Below are 20206 nucleotides of genomic sequence, written 5' to 3' on the forward strand. Positions count from 1 at the left end.
TTATAAGAGGAATAGTGCGAATGAATAATAAAAAGACCTTACTAGCAGTGAGTTTGGCGGGCATCATCACAGGATGTGGTGGAAGCGACGGAGATAGTGGTAGTAATACTTCAGAACTACAGGCTCAAATCATTGATGGTTACTTAGTTAATGCAGAAGTGTATGTTGACCGCAATGGTAATAAGGTCGCTGATGAAGATGAGAAACTGGAGGGGACAACGAATGCTGAAGGCTACATTAGTTTGGCTGAAAGCGATAAAGATTATGTGCTCATTGCCCGTGCTGTAGCAGGTCAAACGTTTGATACGGATAAAGGTGGCACCATTACAGCAAGCTTTGAATTATCGGCACCAGCAGGTGCTATGGTACTCAACCCTTACACTACACTTGCTGTTATTGAAGATAAAACCATTGATGAAGTTGCGAGTGATCTCAATATCAATTCGGCGTTAATGTCTGGTGACTACGTAAAGGCTAAAAGCGGTATTGATGCCGATGAAGCTAAAAAGGTACATCTCGTCGCTCGTTCTTTAGCTCTAAAGTTAGAAGATAATATTATTCAATCTGCTTCTAATGTCAGCACTATCAAGACGGAGTTATCTAATATTCAAAGTCACGTTGACTCAGAAGTGAACAAAGGGACAGATCTTGACGGAATTGTCATCAAAGATGGGAATGTAGCTGCTGCACCTAAAACCGCTCAAGAATTACTCGTGGGAAATACTTATGACGCGATTCCAACCAATTCCTTCTACTTTACAGATGAAGGTGTGTTACAGGTAACCTTCACATCTGAGAACGTATCGTGGCTAGATGATAATGGTGCTCCTGCGGGAAGTATGCCAATTAAATACGCCTACAGTGGATACCAAACCAATGATGGGCATGAAGAAATTCTCTTTATCGCTGATAATTTCTACCTTTCTGTTACTCCACAGAATGACATGACTTTAATGGCAAATAGTACGCTTGGTATCAATAAAAACAGTTATCCTCAAGATACCAGTATTGTAAACGCTGATTTTGCGGGTAAAACGCTTTATCACTTCTGGGATGATTCGAGAACATCATCGGCACAGCCTAGTTTATCTAAATTTGCCTTTCATAACGATGGTACAGTTACTGTTTCGGAAAGAAATGTCCAAGGGAGTTGGGTTGAACATGCAGCAGTTAACTGGGAAGTCGCTAATGCTCAACTGATTATGGATGTGCCAGAGGAGGCAGGTAAACAATTTACTTGGTCGTTTAGTACTCTACAGCACGATGGCTTACGTATTGCGTATGATGATCGTCGTATCCCTCTCTTTTTTACAGAAAATGAAGATCTTGCTACTAGCCTATATCTGAAGTGGATCGCTTTATCAAAATAATTTAATGCCATCTCCTCAAGCTGTCTTGGGGAGATATCTCTATCAACTAGTGTAATTAAACAGCAGTAAGATAATGATAAAGCGAGATTTTAAATGGAACTAGCCATTCATCATTCAAAGGTAAGATCAGGAAATGGAAAAGCGAAATACTTTGTCCGTACAGGTGAAGTAATTTCCTCTAATCTTGAATCCACAACACATACCTATTCTGATACAACCGTAACAGGTAGGTCGTACATAACCAGTAGAACTAAAAAGAAAACGGTATTTTGGCTTAGATTTGAGAACGGACAGGAAAGAAAGTATGTACTCAATAGTGATGTAGATATTCTGTCAGGTCAAAAAATTAGCTTACTGTATTTGGAAGGGAAGAAATCAACTTGCTTGGTTGGTATCGCGAATCATACCGCAACTGAATACATTCCATACTTTAGTAGAACAGAGTTCCGTAAAGTGTTTAAACCAAACAGAGAAAATATGACATTGCTCGCTAGCGTTGGTTTAGTGGGTAGTGTCGCCCTTTATCATTCTGAGGTCTGGAAGCATGATCTAAACATCGCCGAATGGCTGGTCGGCGGATTCTTCTATGCCATGGGTATCTTTTTTGTGTCTGGTTTAGTGTTTCTATTTATTGCATTAATTCAAACTATTTTAGACTTTGATTATTATTTATTTAAGAAAGAAGTTAAAAATAACTTAAATAAAATTCTTTAATGACTTAATTAAAAGGCATTGTTATTAATAGCATGTCTATAAATAATTTCATGTTTCAGTTATCATTGAATAGTGTTTTAAATATCTTCAACTAGGAACGATGTGTATCTAAGTTACCTTGATGACTGTGTCCAGTTATCAAGGTAACTATCGATTCTGCTCTACAAAATCTAGTCATTCGACCCCTGCGGCGTTAGCCGCTCGCAATCAGCACTGCTTTCGCAGTGCATCAATCGATGTTTGATTCATAGTCCACAAACCATCTTTACCCCTGATAAGGGGTAGCCTGTCGTTTACCCCTTATCAGGGGTAAAACCGATTCTTTGTTTTTATTAGATACAAATTGAATCATAAGTCAATAACCTACTGTTTTAATTGAAATAAATCATTGACGAAAAGGTTTTTATACGTTTTAATAAGCTTGAACACTCTCTATCTCAATTTGTATAAAGATTGAGTTAAATAAATTAAACAATATCAAATAATTCATCACCTTAGAGGTGAGGGGGGACTTTACTAGTATATAAATGGAGAAAAAAAATGGTTAAACAAAAAAACAAGCTTGTCCGTGAGCTACATGACTCAGAAAAATCTATAGTAGAGCCTAAAGAGGCTAAGCACACCATTGATGATGTGAAAGATGGTGTAAGAGAAATTGTAGCGACTTCTAATAACGACTTTACTAACACAGTCAAGTTGGCTTCAAGTTCCATTGATAGAGAAGATATTGATACAGAAAAAGTTAAGATTATTACGCACTTTCAAGAGGCTTTCCCCTGGGATTATGGAGACGGATTTAACGCCATTGTAACAGCTAGTATACAGAGTGAAGAGCATCAGTGGTCTGGTGACCTATTTGTTCAATTATACGATGGAGAATTCTCATCTGATTGCCAAGTTTCGGCCCTAGATTTATATCACCAGAATTGTCTAATGTCTGACTATGATAACCTTACAGAATTCAGTTCATATACTGAAGAAGCAATGACAGAGTTCTTTGACAAAGTTATAGAAGCAGCGGAGAGGGGGTTTTCTGAGGAGTATACTTTTGAAGCATTGCTTGAGGAGAGAACGGGCCTTGACGTTGAGGATTATGATTTCCAGGTAGCGGGTTGCGGTGTAGGGAATGACATCCGTTTAGAAAACTACAAAGCTGTCAATGGAGAACAAATTGTTTTAGTGGCTGTTGATAATCGAGCAAGAGCAGAGTTACGAATTAACCGCTTCAAAATTTTCGCGAGTAACGACGATTACAATGAATTTCTAGATGAGTGTAGGAATTTAAATGGTCAACGATTGCAATGGAATGATGGGAATTATGCTCTAAACATTTACCAACACATGGATAAACCAAATAATGATTGGTAATTTTCTAAAAGAGCATGTTTAGAAGTATATAATTAGTTACTATCAGTGCTAGTAATAAAGCAAAAGTCATTCACTATATCAATTGAATCAAACCAGGATTCATATACTGCTAAAAGCTAGCACCTAATCTTCGGTAAATCGACCCACCGTGTCGTATATTGCGGCGTTAACATCTGACGCCGCATTGACCACTTCTGAGATATCCCTTGTACCGCTAAAAATACAGTCTCACTCCCAAATCGATTGTTTAATGTGTCATACACATTCATAAGCTTAGGATTATTCGGAGTCAGGTTAAACAGATCGGGCTGCTCATTCTGCCCGTCAACTTAGTCAATCAGCCCAACACCAATTTTATAAAACCTCACCTCCTGTTGAAATAACTGCTCAGCCAGTCGAGAGGCTGCTTGTGTTAGCTGGTTCACATCAGCAGTAGGGTAGGCGAATCGGTGAACCGCTCTACGTGACACAGGAAGCGAGTCAAACGGAGAGCTGTTAGCGAAACAAAGCATTACTCGACACAAGGACTTTTGCTTTCGAGCCTTAAAGAAAGCAATATTTGCATGCTTGCACAACGCTTGCTGCAACGACTCAAAGTCAGTAATTCTCTGTCCTGCACTTGTAGTGGCTTGTTTTCCGTCAATTTAAAGTGAAGATAATTGTTGTTCGAGAAAGGCTTGAAGTTCCGCCTCAAACGCCTGAGCAAACAACAGTTGATCTCCCATTTTTCAAAGTTCATTCAACGGGTTCACTGGTTTATGAAGCTATGTAACGTTATTATGCTTGTCTATACAGTGCAACATGTTTATTTGTCTGGCGAGATCAATCAACAGGCTACACTACATTCCTTTCGATATACTAGAAATCACTTTAGCTCCTTTCCCCTTTGGAGGTTTATGAAAGATAGAAGTAAGTGCCGATATAAGTTTATCGAGATCGTTACGCAGAGGGATCTATGTTGATGGATGATTTAAGCTCTAATGAATCTTATATTGCCCATCCAGATATCGAGCATGGGCACCACCAAAGCGTTTATGTTCACTTAAAAGCGGTTAGCGAATTAGCTGGCAGGCTTGCTGCAAAAATAGGTTTTGCCGAGCAAGGGAAACTGATTGGCTTAATGCATGACTTTGGTAAATACAGTAATGCATTCCAAGATTACATGCGTCTGATTATTGCAGAGCAAACAGGCTATAACCCAGATAATGACGAGGGTAGCTCTGAAAGTTCAACGAGCAGAAGCTTAAAAGGTAAAATTGACCACTCGAGTGCAGGCGCACAGTGGATTTTCAACTCACTTTTCCCTCATTACTTGAAGTTAAAACAACAAGACCAAGCACTTGCCCCTTACGGTTTAGCAATTACTCAAGCTCTAAGCATGTGTATTGCCTCGCATCATAGTGGATTGATTGACAGTTTGTCAGAAAATGAAAATGTTTTTGCAAACAGGATTAAAAAGCATGATGAACTAACCCATCAAAAAGAATGCACTAAAAACGCTGATCCTGATTTATTTTCACAAGCGCAGTCACTCGCAAGTTTTCAGTTTATCTCAGAAAGTAGTCAAAACCTGAAAAGTATGTTCGATAGGGTTGTCCTTTCAGCCATTGAACATGATTACTACCTTGGCATGTTTACTAAAATGCTGTTCAGTTGTTTGATAGATGCCGACCGAATTGACAGCGCCGACTTTGAGCAGCCAAGTAACAAACCTGAGCGTTTTAAGCAACCTGATTGGGCTTTTGCTTGCGATAAAATTGAAAGCTTCATCTCACGATTTGAGCAAGTCAATCCCATCGACCATATTCGCGCTGAAATATCAGACAACTGTTTTAATCGCGCACAAGGCGAAACGGGCATTTACAGTTTGACTGTCCCAACGGGTGGCGGAAAAACTTACGCTAGTCTCCGTTTTGCGCTGCATCACGCTAAAAAACATAACCTTGATAGGATCATCTATATCATTCCGTTTACCTCAATCATTGAGCAAAATGCCAATGCCATTCGTGAAGTTTTGGAGCAAATAAACACAGATGATTGGGTATTAGAGCATCATTCAAGCTTAGAGCCAGAGCAACAAACGTGGCGTTCAAAACTGGCATGCGGAAATTGGGATAAGCCCATCGTGCTCACAACTATGGTACAGTTTCTTGAAAGTATGTTTGCAAGTGGCACGCGTGGATCAAGGCGTTTACATCAACTCAGCAATGCGATACTGGTGTTTGATGAAATCCAAACGCTCCCTATTCGTTGTGTCCATTTATTCAATAACACCGTCAACTATTTAGCGCGGTTGTGTAACACCACGGCGGTAATGTGTACCGCGACTCAGCCTTTACTCAATCAGTTACCCGAACAAATAAAGCAGTTTGGCGAATTGCAATTACCACTAGAAAATGAACTAACCCCAAATATTGAAAAGCTTTATCAACAGCTAGAACGAGTGAGAATAAAGAACGTTACCAAAAAAGAGGGTTGGAATGAGGCTGAAATCACTGAACTAGTACAACAGCAATTATCAGCAGTACAAAGTTGTTTAGTGATTGTAAATACTAAATCGTGGGCAAAAAACTTATTCCAAGCGTTACAAAGCCAAGTTACTGATGAGACTAAGATCTTTCATTTAAGTATCGGTATGTGTTCGGCGCATCGTAAACAAATTCTAGATGAAGTTAGAGCACGGTTATCAGGCGGGCTGGCCACTTTATGTATCAGTACTCAGCTTATTGAAGCAGGTGTTGATGTTGATTTTGGCTGCGTTATACGTTTTGTAGCTGGCCTTGACTCAATCGCCCAAGCGGCAGGGCGTTGTAACCGAAATGGTAAGCAACATAAAGGCCATGTGTTTGTGCTTAACCCTGCCGAAGAAAATGTCGGCATGCTACACGATATTAAAACAGGCATTGCTGCTTCAAACCGAATCTTCACCGAGTTTGCTGAAGAAGATTTGCTTAAACCGCAAGCAATGAGCCAGTATTTTCAATACTACTTTTATGATCGCCATAAAGAGATGACTTATCCCGCTAAGCAAGATCAAAGCTTGCTTAACTTGCTAAGTAGTAATCAAAGAAATATCAATAAAACACCGTTTGCATTGAGACAGTCTTTCATGACCGCCGCGAAACAGTTTAAAGCCATTGATGCCCCTGTTCATTCCGTGATCGTGCCATTTAATGAAGAAGCGCAAAGAATAATCACGCAGTTATGTGCGCTTGATAAGCGCTTTGATGCTGCAAGTTACCGCGGCTTATTAAAAGCTGCACAAAAGTACAGTGTGAATATTTTCCCGAATGTATGGCAAAAACTCACCGATCAGCAGGCGGTGTACCCAATAGCGCAAGACGAAGCTGTGTTTTATTTAAGTGAAGAATTTTACAGCCAAGATTTTGGCTTGAGCTTAGAAGTAACAAATGCTCAGCAAGATTTAATTTTTTAAATGCAACCATGTTTTTAACAAGGAGAGCCATGTGAAAAACAGTATTAGTTTTAGATTATGGGGCAGGTATGCGTTATTTACCGACCCCATAACGAAAGTGGGAGGTGAAAAGTGTACTTATCACATTCCTACTTACGAGGCGATTAAAGGGATTTTAAAATCCATCTACTGGAAACCAACGCTTGTTTGGCATGTTGATAGAGTCAGGGTAATGAAACCACTGCGTACCCAAACGAAGGGAACAAAGCCGTTGAACTGGGGTGGTGGTAATACTTTGGCGTATTACACCTTTTTGCATGACGTTGAGTACCAAATCGAAGCCCATTTTGAGTGGAATGAACATCGACCTGAATTAGCGAAAGACCGTGTTGACGGTAAGCATTTTGCCATTGCTAAACGCATTTTGGAAAAAGGCGGACGACAAGACATCTTTCTAGGTACCCGCGATTGCCAAGGTTATGTTGAACCTTGTCTCTTTGGGGAGGGCGAAGGGGCTTACGATGATATTGATGAGCTAGGTTTTGGCTTAATGTTCCATAGTTTTGGTTACCCTGATGAAACAGGTAACAACGAACTGATTAGCCGATTCTGGCATGGGGTAATGAAAAACGGTGTTATTGAATATCCTCATATAACAGCATGCCCAGTAACGCGTCACGTGAGAAAAATGGACGCAAAAAGCTTTGAACTTGAACAAAATCTGCAGGGTGTTGAGCAAACGGAGAGTGTCTTATGACTTGGCTAACGACGCTCTATAAAACCTACGATGAGCTTGAAAAGCTCAATGATATGCTGCCATTTGAACAACAAGTGATGCCAATTTGTCATACCATTCAAAATGCCCACATACATATTGTGATAAACAATCAAGGTGAGTTTGTTCGTGCTGAAGTTCTCGAAAAGGCGCAAGTGGTCTTACCTGCAACGGAACAATCCGCAGGACGCAGCAGCGGCTTATGTGCACATGCATTGGCAGATAAAATCCAATACGTTGCGAAAGATTACGCTGATTTCGGTGGTATTAAAAAGTCTGGGTTTGAGTTGTATCAAGCGCAATTAAAAGCTTGGTGTGACTCAGTGCATAGCCACCCAGCAGTGCATGCTGTCTACCAATACATAGAGAAAGGCACTGTGGTTGCAGACTTGGTCGCCGAAAATGTGCTACATGAACAAGATGGCTACCTGCTGACTAAGTGGCAAGATGAAGGTGAAGCTCCTGCGTTATTAAAAATCCTGCCGAAAGAAAAAGGGATGTTTGACCAAGGTTCAGCTTTAGTTTGTTGGAGTGTAGAAACACCTGGTGAACCACAATCAAAAACTTGGCTTGACCCAAGTATCCAGCAAAGCTGGATTGCTTTTGATAGCCAAAATGGTGATAGCACAGCCATGTGTTACGCCACTGGTGAAGACAAACTTGTTGCGACTAACCACCCAGCCAAAATACGGCACAGTGGTGATAAAGCCAAGTTAATCTCTGCCAACGATAAAAGTGGTTATACCTTCCGAGGTCGTTTTTTATCCAATGAAGAAGCTTGCAACATTAGCTTTGAAGTGACACAAAAAGCGCACAATGCACTGCGTTGTTTGTTAACTAAGCAAAGTGTTTTTAGAAATGGCGATCAAGTTTATTTAGCTTGGGCAGTATCAGGCAAAGAGGTCCCTAAACCTACCGAACTGGACTTAACTGACTTAGCCAGTTTCTTAGCGGAGGCCGACAGTGTTGATCACACACAGGACCTAGGTCGAGCATACGCCAATCAGTTAAAGCGTTACTTTAATGGTATAAAAACGAGAAACCAGTTGGCTGACAACGAACAAATTGCACTGCTAGGGCTAGATTCCGCGACGCCTGGGCGAATGGGTATTTTGTATTACCGTGAAACCATCGCGAAAGAGTTTTTAGCGCGATTAGAGCAGTGGCAACTCGAGCTTGGTTGGCAGCAGAGAGTCAAAATAAACGAACAGTGGCAATGGGTTTATAGTGCCCCGAGCTTATTCCGAGTGCTTGATGGTGTATACGGTGATGTACTTAAATCTGCTGACACCTTAAAGAAAAACCTTATTACCCGTTTATATCCCTGCATCGTTGAAGGGAAACCGATTCCGCAAGACATCATGCAAAGTGCGTTTCACCGTGCAATTAACCGTGTTGCCTATAAATCCGATCAAACTTGGCTTTGGTTACAAAATTTAGGCATTGCCTGCTCACTGATCAGAGGGTTTTACACTCGGACAACACATTCAACTATTCAAAAGGAATACCCAATGGCATTACAACAAGATAATGCCAGTCGCGACTATTTGTTTGGTCGTTTACTGGCGGTGGCAAACAAGGTTGAAAAAGTTGCACTCTCAAGCAGCGAAGCAAATCGTTTAACCACGGCAGAGCGTTTCATGACGCAATTTGTTAATAGACCTGCATCAACGTGGCTAAACATCAGTAATGCCTTAGTACCTTATCAGCAAAGGCTGTTTAATAACTACCAAGGGTATGACAACGCAACTAAAGCACTGTTTAGTCAAATACACGATATGTTTAATCCTGCTGACTTTACCTCAAACCAAAAACTCACCCCTGAATTTTTGCTTGGCTTTCACAACCAAATGATGTGGCTAGAAACCCATAAAGTAGAGAAAGGTCAATGGGTTAAGAAAGTGAATGACGAACAAGTCCAAGAAAACTTAGAAGAAACAGTTTAAGAAAAGGAACATCACTATGACTTTACAAAATAAAATCGACTTTGCATTAATTTTTAACGTATTAAACGCTAACCCAAATGGTGATCCACTCAATGGTAATCGCCCACGCACCGATTATGATGGTTTTGGTGAAATTACCGATGTTTGTTTAAAGCGTAAAATTCGTGACCGTCTACAAGAGGCGGGAGAAAGCATTTTTGTTCAATCGGATGAAAAGAAAACCGATGGTATGACAAGCTTGCGCAACCGAGCTGAATCTGACGAGGTTGGTTTAGGAAAAGAGGCATTCAACAGTAAAAAAACAGCGCCAGATCAAGCCGCAAAATTGTGCTGTCAAAAATGGCTAGATGTGCGTGCATTTGGTCAAGTGTTTGCGTTTAAAGGGACAGGCTCAGATGGTGTATCTATTCCAATCCGTGGGCCTGTAACGATTCAAAGCGCATTTAGTATTGAGCCAGTGAGTATTACTAGTACACAAATTACCAAGAGTGTGAGTGGTGAAGGTGATGGTACCAAAAAGTCATCAGATACCATGGGTATGAAGCACCGTGTAGACAAAGCCACCTATGTTGCTTTTGGTGCAATGACACCTCAATTGGCAGAGAAAACAGGCTTCAGTGACGAAGATGCAGAAAAAATTAAAGCTGTATTAGTAAAGTTGTTTGAGGGTGATGCATCATCAGCGCGTCCTGAAGGTTCTATGAGTATTTCACACCTCGTATGGTGGAAACATGACTCTAAGTCTGGTCAGTATTCTTCAGCTAAAGTGCATCAAACGTTGAGAGCGCACATTGAACAAGGCTTACCACTTGAAACTACGGCGTTGAAAGATTCACTGGTAACCGCTTTACAAGGACTAGAACCAGAAGTGATCGAGGGTTTCTAATCTAATGATTGACGTTCGCCTAATCAACATCTCCGCTCTACAGCACTTTGCTTTTTGTCAGCGCCAATGTGCGCTGATCCACCTAGAGCAAGTGTGGCAAGAAAATTACCTAACGACACACGGGCGGCAGTTACATGATCGAGTTGATAACGGCGAGCCAGAAACCCGTAAAGGGGTGCGTTTTGAACGTGGCGTAGTGGTGACTGCGCCACAATTAGGCATAACAGGCAAATTAGACTTATTAGAGCACCATAGATTAAGCAACCAATTCGTCCCCGTTGAATATAAACGAGGTAAACCAAAAGCCAGCGATATCGACAAAGTACAGCTTTGTGCTCAAGCGTTATGTATTGAAGAAATGTTATCCGTTGAAGTCGCAAATGGCGCACTTTGGTATTGGCAAACGCGCAAACGCATTGAGGTCAAATTCGATAACCAACTGAGAACGCAAACAAAAGCTTTAATAACGCAAGTACAACAGCTGTTTGTAAACGCAAAAACGCCTCCGCCAACGAAAGGTAAACACTGTAAGGCATGTTCTCTGATTGAAATATGTCAGCCAGATTTAACCAATAATGATGGTTCAAGCGGTTATGTAGCGGCATTGTTTAAAACGGAGGCGGAATGAAAAAACTTCAAAACTCACTTTATATCACTAAAGATGGAGTCTATTTGCATAAGCAACGCGAAACCTTACTAATTGAACAAAAAGTGGATGGCGAAAAGCAAAAACTGATGCAGCTTCCCATACATTCGATTGGCAGTATATTTTGTTTTGGCAATATTATGGTTTCGCCGCAGTTACTTGGCTTTTGTGGTGAAAACGGTACTCATCTTGCCTTCTTTGATATGCATGGTCGTTTTCTAGCCAATGTTGTTGGTAAACAAACGGGCAATGTATTGCTGCGTAGGCAGCAGTTTAGTGTTAGTGAGCAGGCTGCAAACGAACTTGCCAAGTATATTGTCGCCGCAAAAATACGATCATCTCGTATGTTGCTTTTACGTTTTAGACGTAATCACAACAGCACACCACAGTTAGAAAAAGCCATTGAGCGTTTAAAGCAAATTATTGAGCAACTGAAAGGCGTGACCGCCTACGACACAGTTTTAGGGTTAGAGGGAGAGGCCGCATCGCATTATTTCTCCGCGTTTGCTGACATGTTTAAAGGCAACGAAAGCAAACTGCTGTTTGATAAGCGCACTCGAAGGCCGCCTAAAGATCCAGTTAATGCGGTTATTTCATTACTGTACTCTGTGTTAGGCCAAGAGATCAGTGGCGCATTACAAGGTGTAGGGTTAGATCCACAAGTCGGTTTTTTACACAAAGAAAGGCCTGGTAGAAATAGCCTCGCCCTCGATCTTTTAGAAGAGTTTAGAGCTTACATTGTCGATAGCATCGCCTTAAAGCTCTTTAACAATAACACTCTCACCACGAAGGACTTTGAGACAGATTGTCTCGGTGGTGTAACCATAAAAGACGACGCGCGTAAGCTAGTTTTTCATGCTTATCAAGTTAAAAAACAAGAAGAAGTGATACACCCTTTTTTGCAAGAAAAGGTGCAAATCGGTTTATTACCGCATGTTCAAGCCATGCTGTTAGCACGTCATTTACGTGGTGATTTAGCCCATTATCCGCCATTTGTGATCAAAAAATAAGGAGAGTGAGCAATGATGGTATTGGTCACATACGATGTATCCTTTGCCAGTGAAGATGGTCAAAAACGCCTCAGGCAATTAGCAAAAGTGTGTTTAGATTATGGTGTAAGAGTGCAATATTCTGTATTTGAATGCGAAATAGATGCAGCGCAATGGCTGCGCTTTAAAAATGAGCTGTTGTCAATTTACGACCCTGAAGTAGACAGTTTGCGTTTTTATAAGCTCGGCAAAAACTGGCAAAACAAAGTAGAGCACCATGGTGCTAAAGTCGCCATAGATATATTCAGAGATACCCTTATTTTATAGTCGCTAGGCTCAAGTTCTCAGTAAAATACTGGGGATCTAGCGATTGCATAAGTTCTTTAAAAATATAGGAAATACTTATTTGTATAAATGCACACAATACAGTTTTGTACTACCGCGCAAAGTTAGCGGTAAATAATGGAGTGTGTTAGTTTATACGTGCCTTTAACAATAGGCAGTCGCGCCTCCCGCAGGCGCGTGGATTGAAACTGATCCATGGTCTTTCCTCTTTGCTATCAATTTTGTCGCGCCTCCCGCAGGCGCGTGGATTGAAACCCACACCCCGACTTGGGCGCTTTCCGCCTCCTCGTCGCGCCTCCCGCAGGCGCGTGGATTGAAACAAGCAGCAAGAGCAAGCGCTTTACTTTATTTGTGAGTCGCGCCTCCCGCAGGCGCGTGGATTGAAACAATGAACCGACGTTCGACAAGCGTGGCGATTAAGTCGCGCCTCCCGCAGGCGCGTGGATTGAAACCTAAAAAACAAATCAAACCACCCCAATTGAGCAGTCGCGCCTCCCGCAGGCGCGTGGATTGAAACTTGCCAATCCCGACAATGAGCTTAGTGACATTGGTCGCGCCTCCCGCAGGCGCGTGGATTGAAACGAAACACGTCAAAAGTGTTTTCTCGTGCTGGTGAGTCGCGCCTCCCGCAGGCGCGTGGATTGAAACAGGGAAGGTTTTATAGAGCTCAATAGCCACGGGGTCGCGCCTCCCGCAGGCGCGTGGATTGAAACTAGTAGAGGTGTAACCAATGAAGTATTGGACTAGTCGCGCCTCCCGCAGGCGCGTGGATTGAAACAGGGAATCCAGCGCGCGCACGTCGCTGATCCCCTGTCGCGCCTCCCGCAGGCGCGTGGATTGAAACGGTTACGCAACGCTGGAATGAACATTGAAGTTAAGGTCGCGCCTCCCGCAGGCGCGTGGATTGAAACTTTGTTAAACATAAAACACCTCTCTGTGATTTGGTCGCGCCTCCCGCAGGCGCGTGGATTGAAACATTCCAGCGTTGCGCAACCGAAGAATCAGCATGGTCGCGCCTCCCGCAGGCGCGTGGATTGAAACACGACCAAAGAAGCATCAATACAACCCTTTGCGAGTCGCGCCTCCCGCAGGCGCGTGGATTGAAACGCGGTTAAGTCAGAACCGCCGACAACACTGGCAGTCGCGCCTCCCGCAGGCGCGTGGATTGAAACCTCTCTGTTTGTGAGCGTTTATTGTACTACTCAGTCGCGCCTCCCGCAGGCGCGTGGATTGAAACTAATGAGCGGAAAGCGGCAGGTGGACATTCTAACGTCGCGCCTCCCGCAGGCGCGTGGATTGAAACTTATTAACGAAGTTGTAACTGGCACGGCCCCTGGTCGCGCCTCCCGCAGGCGCGTGGATTGAAACAGTCTCATAATGGCTTTCTGAGTGGCATCCTGAGTCGCGCCTCCCGCAGGCGCGTGGATTGAAACTAGCGCTTTTATGTTGATGAACTTAAAACCCATGTCGCGCCTCCCGCAGGCGCGTGGATTGAAACCAACACCGCAAGCCCCTTGTTATATAAGGCTTGGTCGCGCCTCCCGCAGGCGCGTGGATTGAAACAATATGAACGGGCTGGTTTTGATTTGATGTTGGGTCGCGCCTCCCGCAGGCGCGTGGATTGAAACTTCAACTCATGGACTCATGCGAAGATGGTCAAGAGTCGCGCCTCCCGCAGGCGCGTGGATTGAAACTAGCTATTAGCTCAAACCTGCCATCAGCAGAGAAGTCGCGCCTCCCGCAGGCGCGTGGATTGAAACTCTAACGTGGTTGGTGACCCAACGACGGATACTGGTCGCGCCTCCCGCAGGCGCGTGGATTGAAACAGCTTGGACTTGTTAGCTATTACTTCTATCTCGGTCGCGCCTCCCGCAGGCGCGTGGATTGAAACTTTAACATCTCAACGCGCTTAGGTTCTGTAATAGTCGCGCCTCCCGCAGGCGCGTGGATTGAAACTTAACTTTGCACTTGCCGATCTTAAACATTCTGCGTCGCGCCTCCCGCAGGCGCGTGGATTGAAACACTCAAAGACTCTGCTTGCCCTTGTGCTTTAGCTGTCGCGCCTCCTGCTTCATTTTGCACGAGTTATGCTATATCTCTTAGCATAATCATAGTGACAGATTTTGGCGATTACTCACCAGCGTAATGCCAAATTGGAAAGAAGTGAAAAGCCGTTTAGACGGCATGGCGGAGTTGTATTTGAGTGATTAAAAAAGCCAGTGCGGATGCACTGGCAAAATCGATGGGGTAGAGGAAGTGCATTATTATAATGATGAACTTTGGTTTAAGCGGCAAAGCCACTCTTGTAATGAAAAACAATTTAAAATAATACTTTCATCGACAGATAAATCATCATTGAGATAAATCTTTAACTGATTATCTTCGTAATGTGTTTTCATGAAGTTCGATTTATTCATTGTAAACATGACATCAAGAATGTCATCAAAACTCTCAACTTGATGAAGAAAGCGATTTGATAAACTCCCAAATAAAAGACGTCTATCTTCTGAGTACTTATGTGATAAACATACAAATTTATGGGCTTGGGCGAAGACAACAAATAAATCGATTGGGTCTTGAAACAGAACTGTTCGATATTGATGTTTTAATGTACTGAAGTTTAAAATAACAAGAGCGCTAGTTTCAGCAGAGTTAAGCTGTGATGGCTGATTCTTAGATATAGTAAAACTCATAAATTACTCCATAATAAACTAAACCTCCCCAGACAAGATTTAATGATTCATTTATTATAGATTAATTTAAATGCGTAAAATTGGGGTTTAAATTACACAATTACAAAGCTAATCCCTTAATCAGTGATTGTCAAATGTTTTTCAATCGAATGTATGAAGTCTACTTTTTAGCAATTTAATCTTCATCGTATAGTTCTTCGTAATCGATAAGGTGCATGTTCCGATCAATCCATTTTAAATCTTCAAAAGCAAAAAATTTCTTAGCTAGGCGAATGGTGTAATAAGGTTCGGTCGTATTGGCAAGTATTATCTCATGACAATGAGGAATATGGACAAACTCAATGCTACCAAACCTAGTCTTATAAAGCCCCGATTTTCCTGTTGTACCAAGAATTAAAACCATTGGAATTTGAGAGATAACGCTCCACCGTGAGAGGGCATCTTCGAAAGAGATGTAACACAGTTCGTCTTCTCGTAGTGACAAAGCTAGTTTGTCAAAGAAATCAGGCGGCAATGTCGAACGCAAGTAGACAAATCGCTCAAAATCAATGCTGACGATGTAGTCGTGTTTTGCGATGATCTGCTCAATATCATCATTTTTAAAGATTGAGCAGATCTCTTCCTGTTTATAGATGAACTTCTGAGTACGGCGGTACTGCATTTCGAAAATCATTTTCATGAATAAGATGTTTAAATTTTCTTAAAACAAAGTTCATGATTACATAAGAGTATGTTCTTGATCAAGTGAAGTTTCATAATAATCATGTCGTTTGAGTATAGATGGATATGCATTTGAATTTAACGATATTATATATTTTCTATATTTTCCGTTGGTTTTAGAGTCAGCTTCAGTGTCAAAGCCAAGTTTAGAAAGAAAGTTGTTTATTGCTCTAGTGTAATAACCGTCAGAATGAAAATCTGAAGTAATTGGTTTCAACATTGTTTTCATAGCATTCAGTTCTTTACATAGTTTATGATTACTTTTTAATATGTTATTAATCATTTCATAAGCATCATAATAACTAGACTTTGGAATCGAATAGCTCTTATCAAGATGCTCAATAGAAATACCTAAGCATTTAAAAAGAACATCCATCAAATTGTAAAGAGGCTTGTCTGTTGTTTTAGCTTGGCTCCACTCTGTGTATTTTTGTAAATGTTCCAATAACGAAGCTTTGTTTCTAGAAAATGAGATTGCATCGTAACTTAAGTACTCAATTTGAATATTCAATCTTTCTGAAATAAGTCTCTTTTCTGAAGCGCTCAGTTGCATATTGTTTGCTTGGCCTGATTGAATGACTTCATTAGCTTCATCCAGATCAGTGATATGTTCAGGCGCGTTATAAATAGATTCGTTAACTGAGATTTTATAAACTTCATCAAGCTGTTTTTGTAGCAGAGATTCATTGTAGCGTTGTTTCTCATAGTATGCTTCAGCGTTAACTTGAAAGCCTAATGCTTTCGCGGTGTACTGTAATGATACAGGCATATTATGACGCGTATGTGTCGAGAGATGATGGATAACATGCTGCATGTGTTCAAAAGTAAATGAACAATTGATTGGTTTACCAGAAGAATGTATGTTTTTGTACACATATGGGATAACGTTGTCGGCATCAATGCCAAAACAAATTTCCTTTGCTTGCCGAAATCTTCTCCCCATCTGGATTAGATCCTTGGGAGTGAGTATGCTATGTGAGATAACCAAAACCTTATCTGTGTAATTGGTTTCGAAGCTCACTGCTGAATCGATGTAAGGCGAATATAAAATTTTCTTGTACAAGAAACATGAAACGTTTGGGTTTCCTAGAAATTTACGCACAGCATCAAAATTACAAGTATCACGAGTAACTACGAGGTAGCCAGCTTCGAGTGCTTTTTCAGGGCAGCCTTTGCCTGATGATTTAAGGCCTAAAGAAAACAAATATTGATATAAAGCTTCTTTCTTATCGAAAGCAATCACCTGATATGTGTTATCTTGGTTTCTGATAGTATTTAGTATGGTATCTCTATTGGCGAGCGTGATATTGATGTCGGAGTACTTTCCACCTGCGACTTTATAGAACTGATAGTCTTGAATTCCTGTAGACTTAACAATTTCAGCAGTGATGCAGTTAGTGCAGTCAGCATCCATCATGATAACTTGCTTAGCGTAGGTGATGACCGTCTTTACGGCGTTAAATGATTTTGCTTTTAGTAGATCATTTTCATAATGATTACCGTCAAGTGATACAACCCCTTTTTCACACTCATCGAAGATGACTAAATCGCAGCCGAGTACAGACTGGAGCATGTAGGGAAGTGAGTTTGTGGTTGAAACGATGATTTGTGCTTCTTCAAGCGTTCTTAAAGTCCTGGTCTTATGACTTGCCTGTTTCGCATTGGGTAACAGCATTGAGATTTTATAATTAATCGTATTATTGATTTCATTTTTATGAGAAATGATGGCTACTTTTAAATTCGGATCCTTTTTCAGAAGATCGCGAAGATAATTATCAATGACATGCTTTGTTTTACCAATACCAGTTTCAGCAGAGACCACAGTAACTCGGTTTAACGATAAGTCGATGTGGTTTAAATAGGAAACCGTCTTTGCTTCTGAAAAGTTCATGGACAGAGTGATTGCTTCACTCTCTTTCAGCCTGACAGAGCGTAAACGCTGATTGATATCATCGTCCCTGAGTTCAAAAAATTTTGAAGCAAAAGACTTCACAAAATCAATAGATGCGGAAGAAATTTGCACCGCCTGTCTGAGCAGCTTGAATGCATGTTCTATTAACTCATCACTGTTGATGTCTAGCTTACACGCCTGAGACGTTAAGTAGACTTCTTGAAATATAGGGGGCATATCGATCAAAGCTATAGGGTGGCCTGAGATGATTAATTCCTTTTTAAATCGGATAGCTGTGGTTATGGCATCGATGATTTCGTGTAAATCAGTCGATGCGTAAATACAGATTGAACTCACACAACGGTTATAGACATGGTTATTTTTGAGTACATCACTCGGAGATCGCATCGCTAAGTCATCACGTGCTTCGGTGTTTTTTATAACATCCTTTTCATTCTTAGTAATGTGAAGTTTAATGTTGTTGTTTTTTAAAGATGTAGCCGTGCTGATATTTTTATAAAAATATTCCATGATTTTATTCTCGGTTAATTAGTTTTTTAAAATTCTAATTAATAAATGTAAATAAGATCAATCAATTTTTTAATTTTTTTATGATGTGTATTTATGCATTATATTTCAATGATTTAATTATTGTTGGTTTTCTATTTTAATTTAAATATTCAGTGATATTAAAATTAAAATAGAAAGGTGAAATGAGTTTTTATCCAGTTAATGATATTTTTTAGATAATATTAGCCTCTTGTATAGAGAACTATTCACGTTTTAACTGAGAGTGTTGAAATTTAAAAGTATGACTTGCTTTATCATATGATCGCATAACAATGTGTCCATATCTGTATTGTATATATAATAAATTAATGTAGATATGGACACGTAACCTCTATTACTAAGCATAAGCACCGCATTAATAAAACATTGATTTATGCATGCGCCAGCATGCTAACCTGATTAGGTGGTTCATTTTGAATGAAAATTAACCTTTGAATGGGGATCTACCGTTGTGTCCAGTTCTCAATTGTATATATAATCATATGTGGAGAAGTGGACACTCAAAATTAAGTATAAAATCTAAATGCTAACTGAGAGACTCGCTCTTTGAGCGAGAGCGTCAATATGTGGTTATATGAGCATATCATCAAATAAATGAATCGAGATATTTTCAGAAGAGTTTATAATTGAAAGTGCCTTGATAAGGAGCCTGTAATTTAAATTGTGATTTATACACTATACCCGTGATCATTGAAGATGCTTGATTTTCGATAGAATCAGGATCATGCTACGAACCATGAAAATTACACTGACTCCTCAACAGAAACTGCAACTCGAACAAATGCACGACATTGAACGTGATAGTCGAGTTTGCGACCGTATTAAGGCTGTTTTGCTGGCTTCTGAAGGCTGGAGTCAGACTATGATTTCACAAGCTCTTCGTATTCATGAATCGACCGTTGCTCGTCACCTCAGCGACTACGTTCTTTCTGAAAAACTTAAGCCTGAAAATGGCGGAAGCCAAAGCAAGCTTTCTGCTACTCAAACCATGCACCTAATCGAGCATTTGACTGAGAAAACCTATTCTCATACGCATCAAATTGTCACTTACGTTAAAGAGACATTTGGACTGGATTACACGGTTTCTGGTATGAATAAATGGCTTCACCACAATGGTTTTAGCTACAAGCAACCGAAAGGCGTACCACACAAGTTTGATGAAGCACAACAGCAAGCATTTATAGAGGCTTATGAAGCGTTAAAGGCAAGCTGTGGCAAGGATGAATCGATAGTCTTTATCGACGCAGTTCACCCAACACTATCAACAAAAATATCTCATGACTGGATACGAACTGGTCAGGATAAAGTGATTGAAACAACGGGTAATCGTAGCCGATTGAACATTATTGGCGCACTGAACTTGTCGGATATTGGAGCAACCATTGTTCACGACTATGAGAGCATTAACAGTGAATCGATTGTTCGCTTTTTCTGTGAGTTAAGAAAGAGTTATCCCTTAGCCCATAAGCTTCATATCATCTTGGATGGTGCGGGATATCACCGCAGTGACTTAGTCAAAGATGCGGCGTTTGTCCTGAATATTGAACTGCATTATCTTCCACCTTACAGTCCAAACCTCAACCCAATCGAGCGGCTATGGAAAGTAATGAATGAGAAGTCGAGGAACAACGTTTACTTCAAAAGAAAACGGGACTTCAAGGCGGCAATAGACCAATTTTTTGCAGTGACTCTTCCAGAGATCGCAGGCTCTTTGACATCTCGAATTAATGATAATTTTCAGGTTCTCAAGCCAGCATCTTCAAGTTGATTCGGTATACATTATTGAAGTTTCAGCTTTGTTAATTAATTCAGTTTACCTTAATCACATAAGCTGACCATGTGATTAAGGAGTGATTTACTTTAACTTTCTGCCAGCTT

Annotated in this window: 14 protein-coding genes, 1 pseudogene and 1 CRISPR repeat array; of the genes and pseudogenes, 11 read left to right on the forward strand and 4 right to left on the reverse strand. The window is 40.9% G+C overall.

The genetic code is table 11. The features are described 5' to 3' along the window. Positions 1 to 20: 20 nt before the first annotated feature. From EYW48_RS08895 to EYW48_RS08905, 3 genes are all read left to right on the forward strand, one after another. Positions 21 to 1370 (forward strand): hypothetical protein, encoded by a 1350-nt coding sequence (locus EYW48_RS08895; protein WP_277432275.1) that lies wholly within the window; start codon positions 21 to 23, stop codon positions 1368 to 1370. A gap of 93 nt (positions 1371 to 1463) precedes the next feature. After that, the gene (locus tag EYW48_RS08900; protein ID WP_277432276.1) at positions 1464 to 2084 is read left to right on the forward strand and encodes a hypothetical protein; all 621 of its coding nucleotides are present in this window, start codon (positions 1464 to 1466) and stop codon (positions 2082 to 2084) included. A gap of 540 nt (positions 2085 to 2624) precedes the next feature. After that, a complete protein-coding gene (locus tag EYW48_RS08905) occupies positions 2625 to 3452 on the forward strand; it encodes a hypothetical protein (RefSeq protein ID WP_208892287.1) in 828 nt (275 codons plus the stop codon). A gap of 116 nt (positions 3453 to 3568) precedes the next feature. Here the strand turns inward: EYW48_RS08905 and EYW48_RS08910 are convergent. Next, a pseudogene (locus tag EYW48_RS08910) lies at positions 3569 to 4087 on the reverse strand (DUF4113 domain-containing protein); the annotation flags it as partial. Between the two features lie 326 nt (positions 4088 to 4413). Between EYW48_RS08910 and cas3 the strand changes: the two are divergent. The 7 genes from cas3 to cas2 are packed head-to-tail and all read left to right on the forward strand — an operon-like array spanning position 4414 to position 12436. Further along, the gene (gene cas3, locus EYW48_RS08915; protein ID WP_277432277.1) at positions 4414 to 6888 is read left to right on the forward strand and encodes a CRISPR-associated helicase Cas3'; all 2475 of its coding nucleotides are present in this window, start codon (positions 4414 to 4416) and stop codon (positions 6886 to 6888) included. 31 nt (positions 6889 to 6919) lie between these two features. Next, positions 6920 to 7624, forward strand: a complete 705-nt coding sequence (gene cas5c, locus EYW48_RS08920) for a type I-C CRISPR-associated protein Cas5c (protein WP_277432278.1) — start codon at positions 6920 to 6922, stop codon at positions 7622 to 7624. Next, positions 7621 to 9588, forward strand: coding sequence for a type I-C CRISPR-associated protein Cas8c/Csd1 (gene cas8c, locus EYW48_RS08925; RefSeq protein WP_277432279.1), 1968 nt, complete (start codon positions 7621 to 7623; stop codon positions 9586 to 9588). The genes cas5c and cas8c overlap by 4 nt, the downstream gene beginning before the upstream one ends. A 16-nt stretch (positions 9589 to 9604) precedes the next feature. After that, positions 9605 to 10474: a type I-C CRISPR-associated protein Cas7/Csd2 gene (gene cas7c / locus EYW48_RS08930; RefSeq protein ID WP_094144965.1), complete on the forward strand. Its 870-nt coding sequence runs from the start codon at positions 9605 to 9607 to the stop codon at positions 10472 to 10474. Positions 10475 to 10478: 4 nt separating this feature from the next. Further along, positions 10479 to 11102: a CRISPR-associated protein Cas4 gene (gene cas4, locus EYW48_RS08935; protein WP_094123350.1), complete on the forward strand. Its 624-nt coding sequence runs from the start codon at positions 10479 to 10481 to the stop codon at positions 11100 to 11102. Further along, positions 11099 to 12130: a type I-C CRISPR-associated endonuclease Cas1c gene (gene cas1c, locus EYW48_RS08940; RefSeq protein WP_094123349.1), complete on the forward strand. Its 1032-nt coding sequence runs from the start codon at positions 11099 to 11101 to the stop codon at positions 12128 to 12130. The genes cas4 and cas1c overlap by 4 nt, the downstream gene beginning before the upstream one ends. Before the next feature lie 12 nt (positions 12131 to 12142). Further along, positions 12143 to 12436, forward strand: coding sequence for a CRISPR-associated endonuclease Cas2 (gene cas2 / locus EYW48_RS08945; protein ID WP_094123348.1), 294 nt, complete (start codon positions 12143 to 12145; stop codon positions 12434 to 12436). A gap of 175 nt (positions 12437 to 12611) precedes the next feature. Beyond that, a CRISPR array of direct repeats spans positions 12612 to 14542; the repeat unit is 32 nt; unit sequence GTCGCGCCTCCCGCAGGCGCGTGGATTGAAAC. Between the two features lie 176 nt (positions 14543 to 14718). Here the strand turns inward: cas2 and EYW48_RS08950 are convergent. The 3 genes from EYW48_RS08950 to EYW48_RS08960 all read right to left on the reverse strand — a co-directional run bounded on the left by EYW48_RS08950 (position 14719) and on the right by EYW48_RS08960 (position 18289). Next, on the reverse strand, positions 14719 to 15147 hold the full coding sequence (locus EYW48_RS08950; protein WP_277432280.1) for a hypothetical protein: 429 nt from the start codon (positions 15145 to 15147) through the stop codon (positions 14719 to 14721). 175 nt (positions 15148 to 15322) lie between these two features. Then, positions 15323 to 15826: a hypothetical protein gene (locus tag EYW48_RS08955; protein WP_208892282.1), complete on the reverse strand. Its 504-nt coding sequence runs from the start codon at positions 15824 to 15826 to the stop codon at positions 15323 to 15325. A 39-nt stretch (positions 15827 to 15865) separates the two neighbouring features. Continuing rightward, on the reverse strand, positions 15866 to 18289 hold the full coding sequence (locus EYW48_RS08960) for a DEAD/DEAH box helicase family protein (protein WP_277432281.1): 2424 nt from the start codon (positions 18287 to 18289) through the stop codon (positions 15866 to 15868). 775 nt (positions 18290 to 19064) lie between these two features. Here EYW48_RS08960 and EYW48_RS08965 point away from each other — a divergent pair. After that, the gene (locus tag EYW48_RS08965; protein WP_277432302.1) at positions 19065 to 20096 is read left to right on the forward strand and encodes an IS630 family transposase; all 1032 of its coding nucleotides are present in this window, start codon (positions 19065 to 19067) and stop codon (positions 20094 to 20096) included. Positions 20097 to 20206 lie beyond the last annotated feature (110 nt).

It is taken from the genome of Vibrio sp. 1180_3 (assembly GCF_029478545.1).
Taxonomy (GTDB): Bacteria; Pseudomonadota; Gammaproteobacteria; order Enterobacterales; family Vibrionaceae; genus Vibrio; species Vibrio aestuarianus.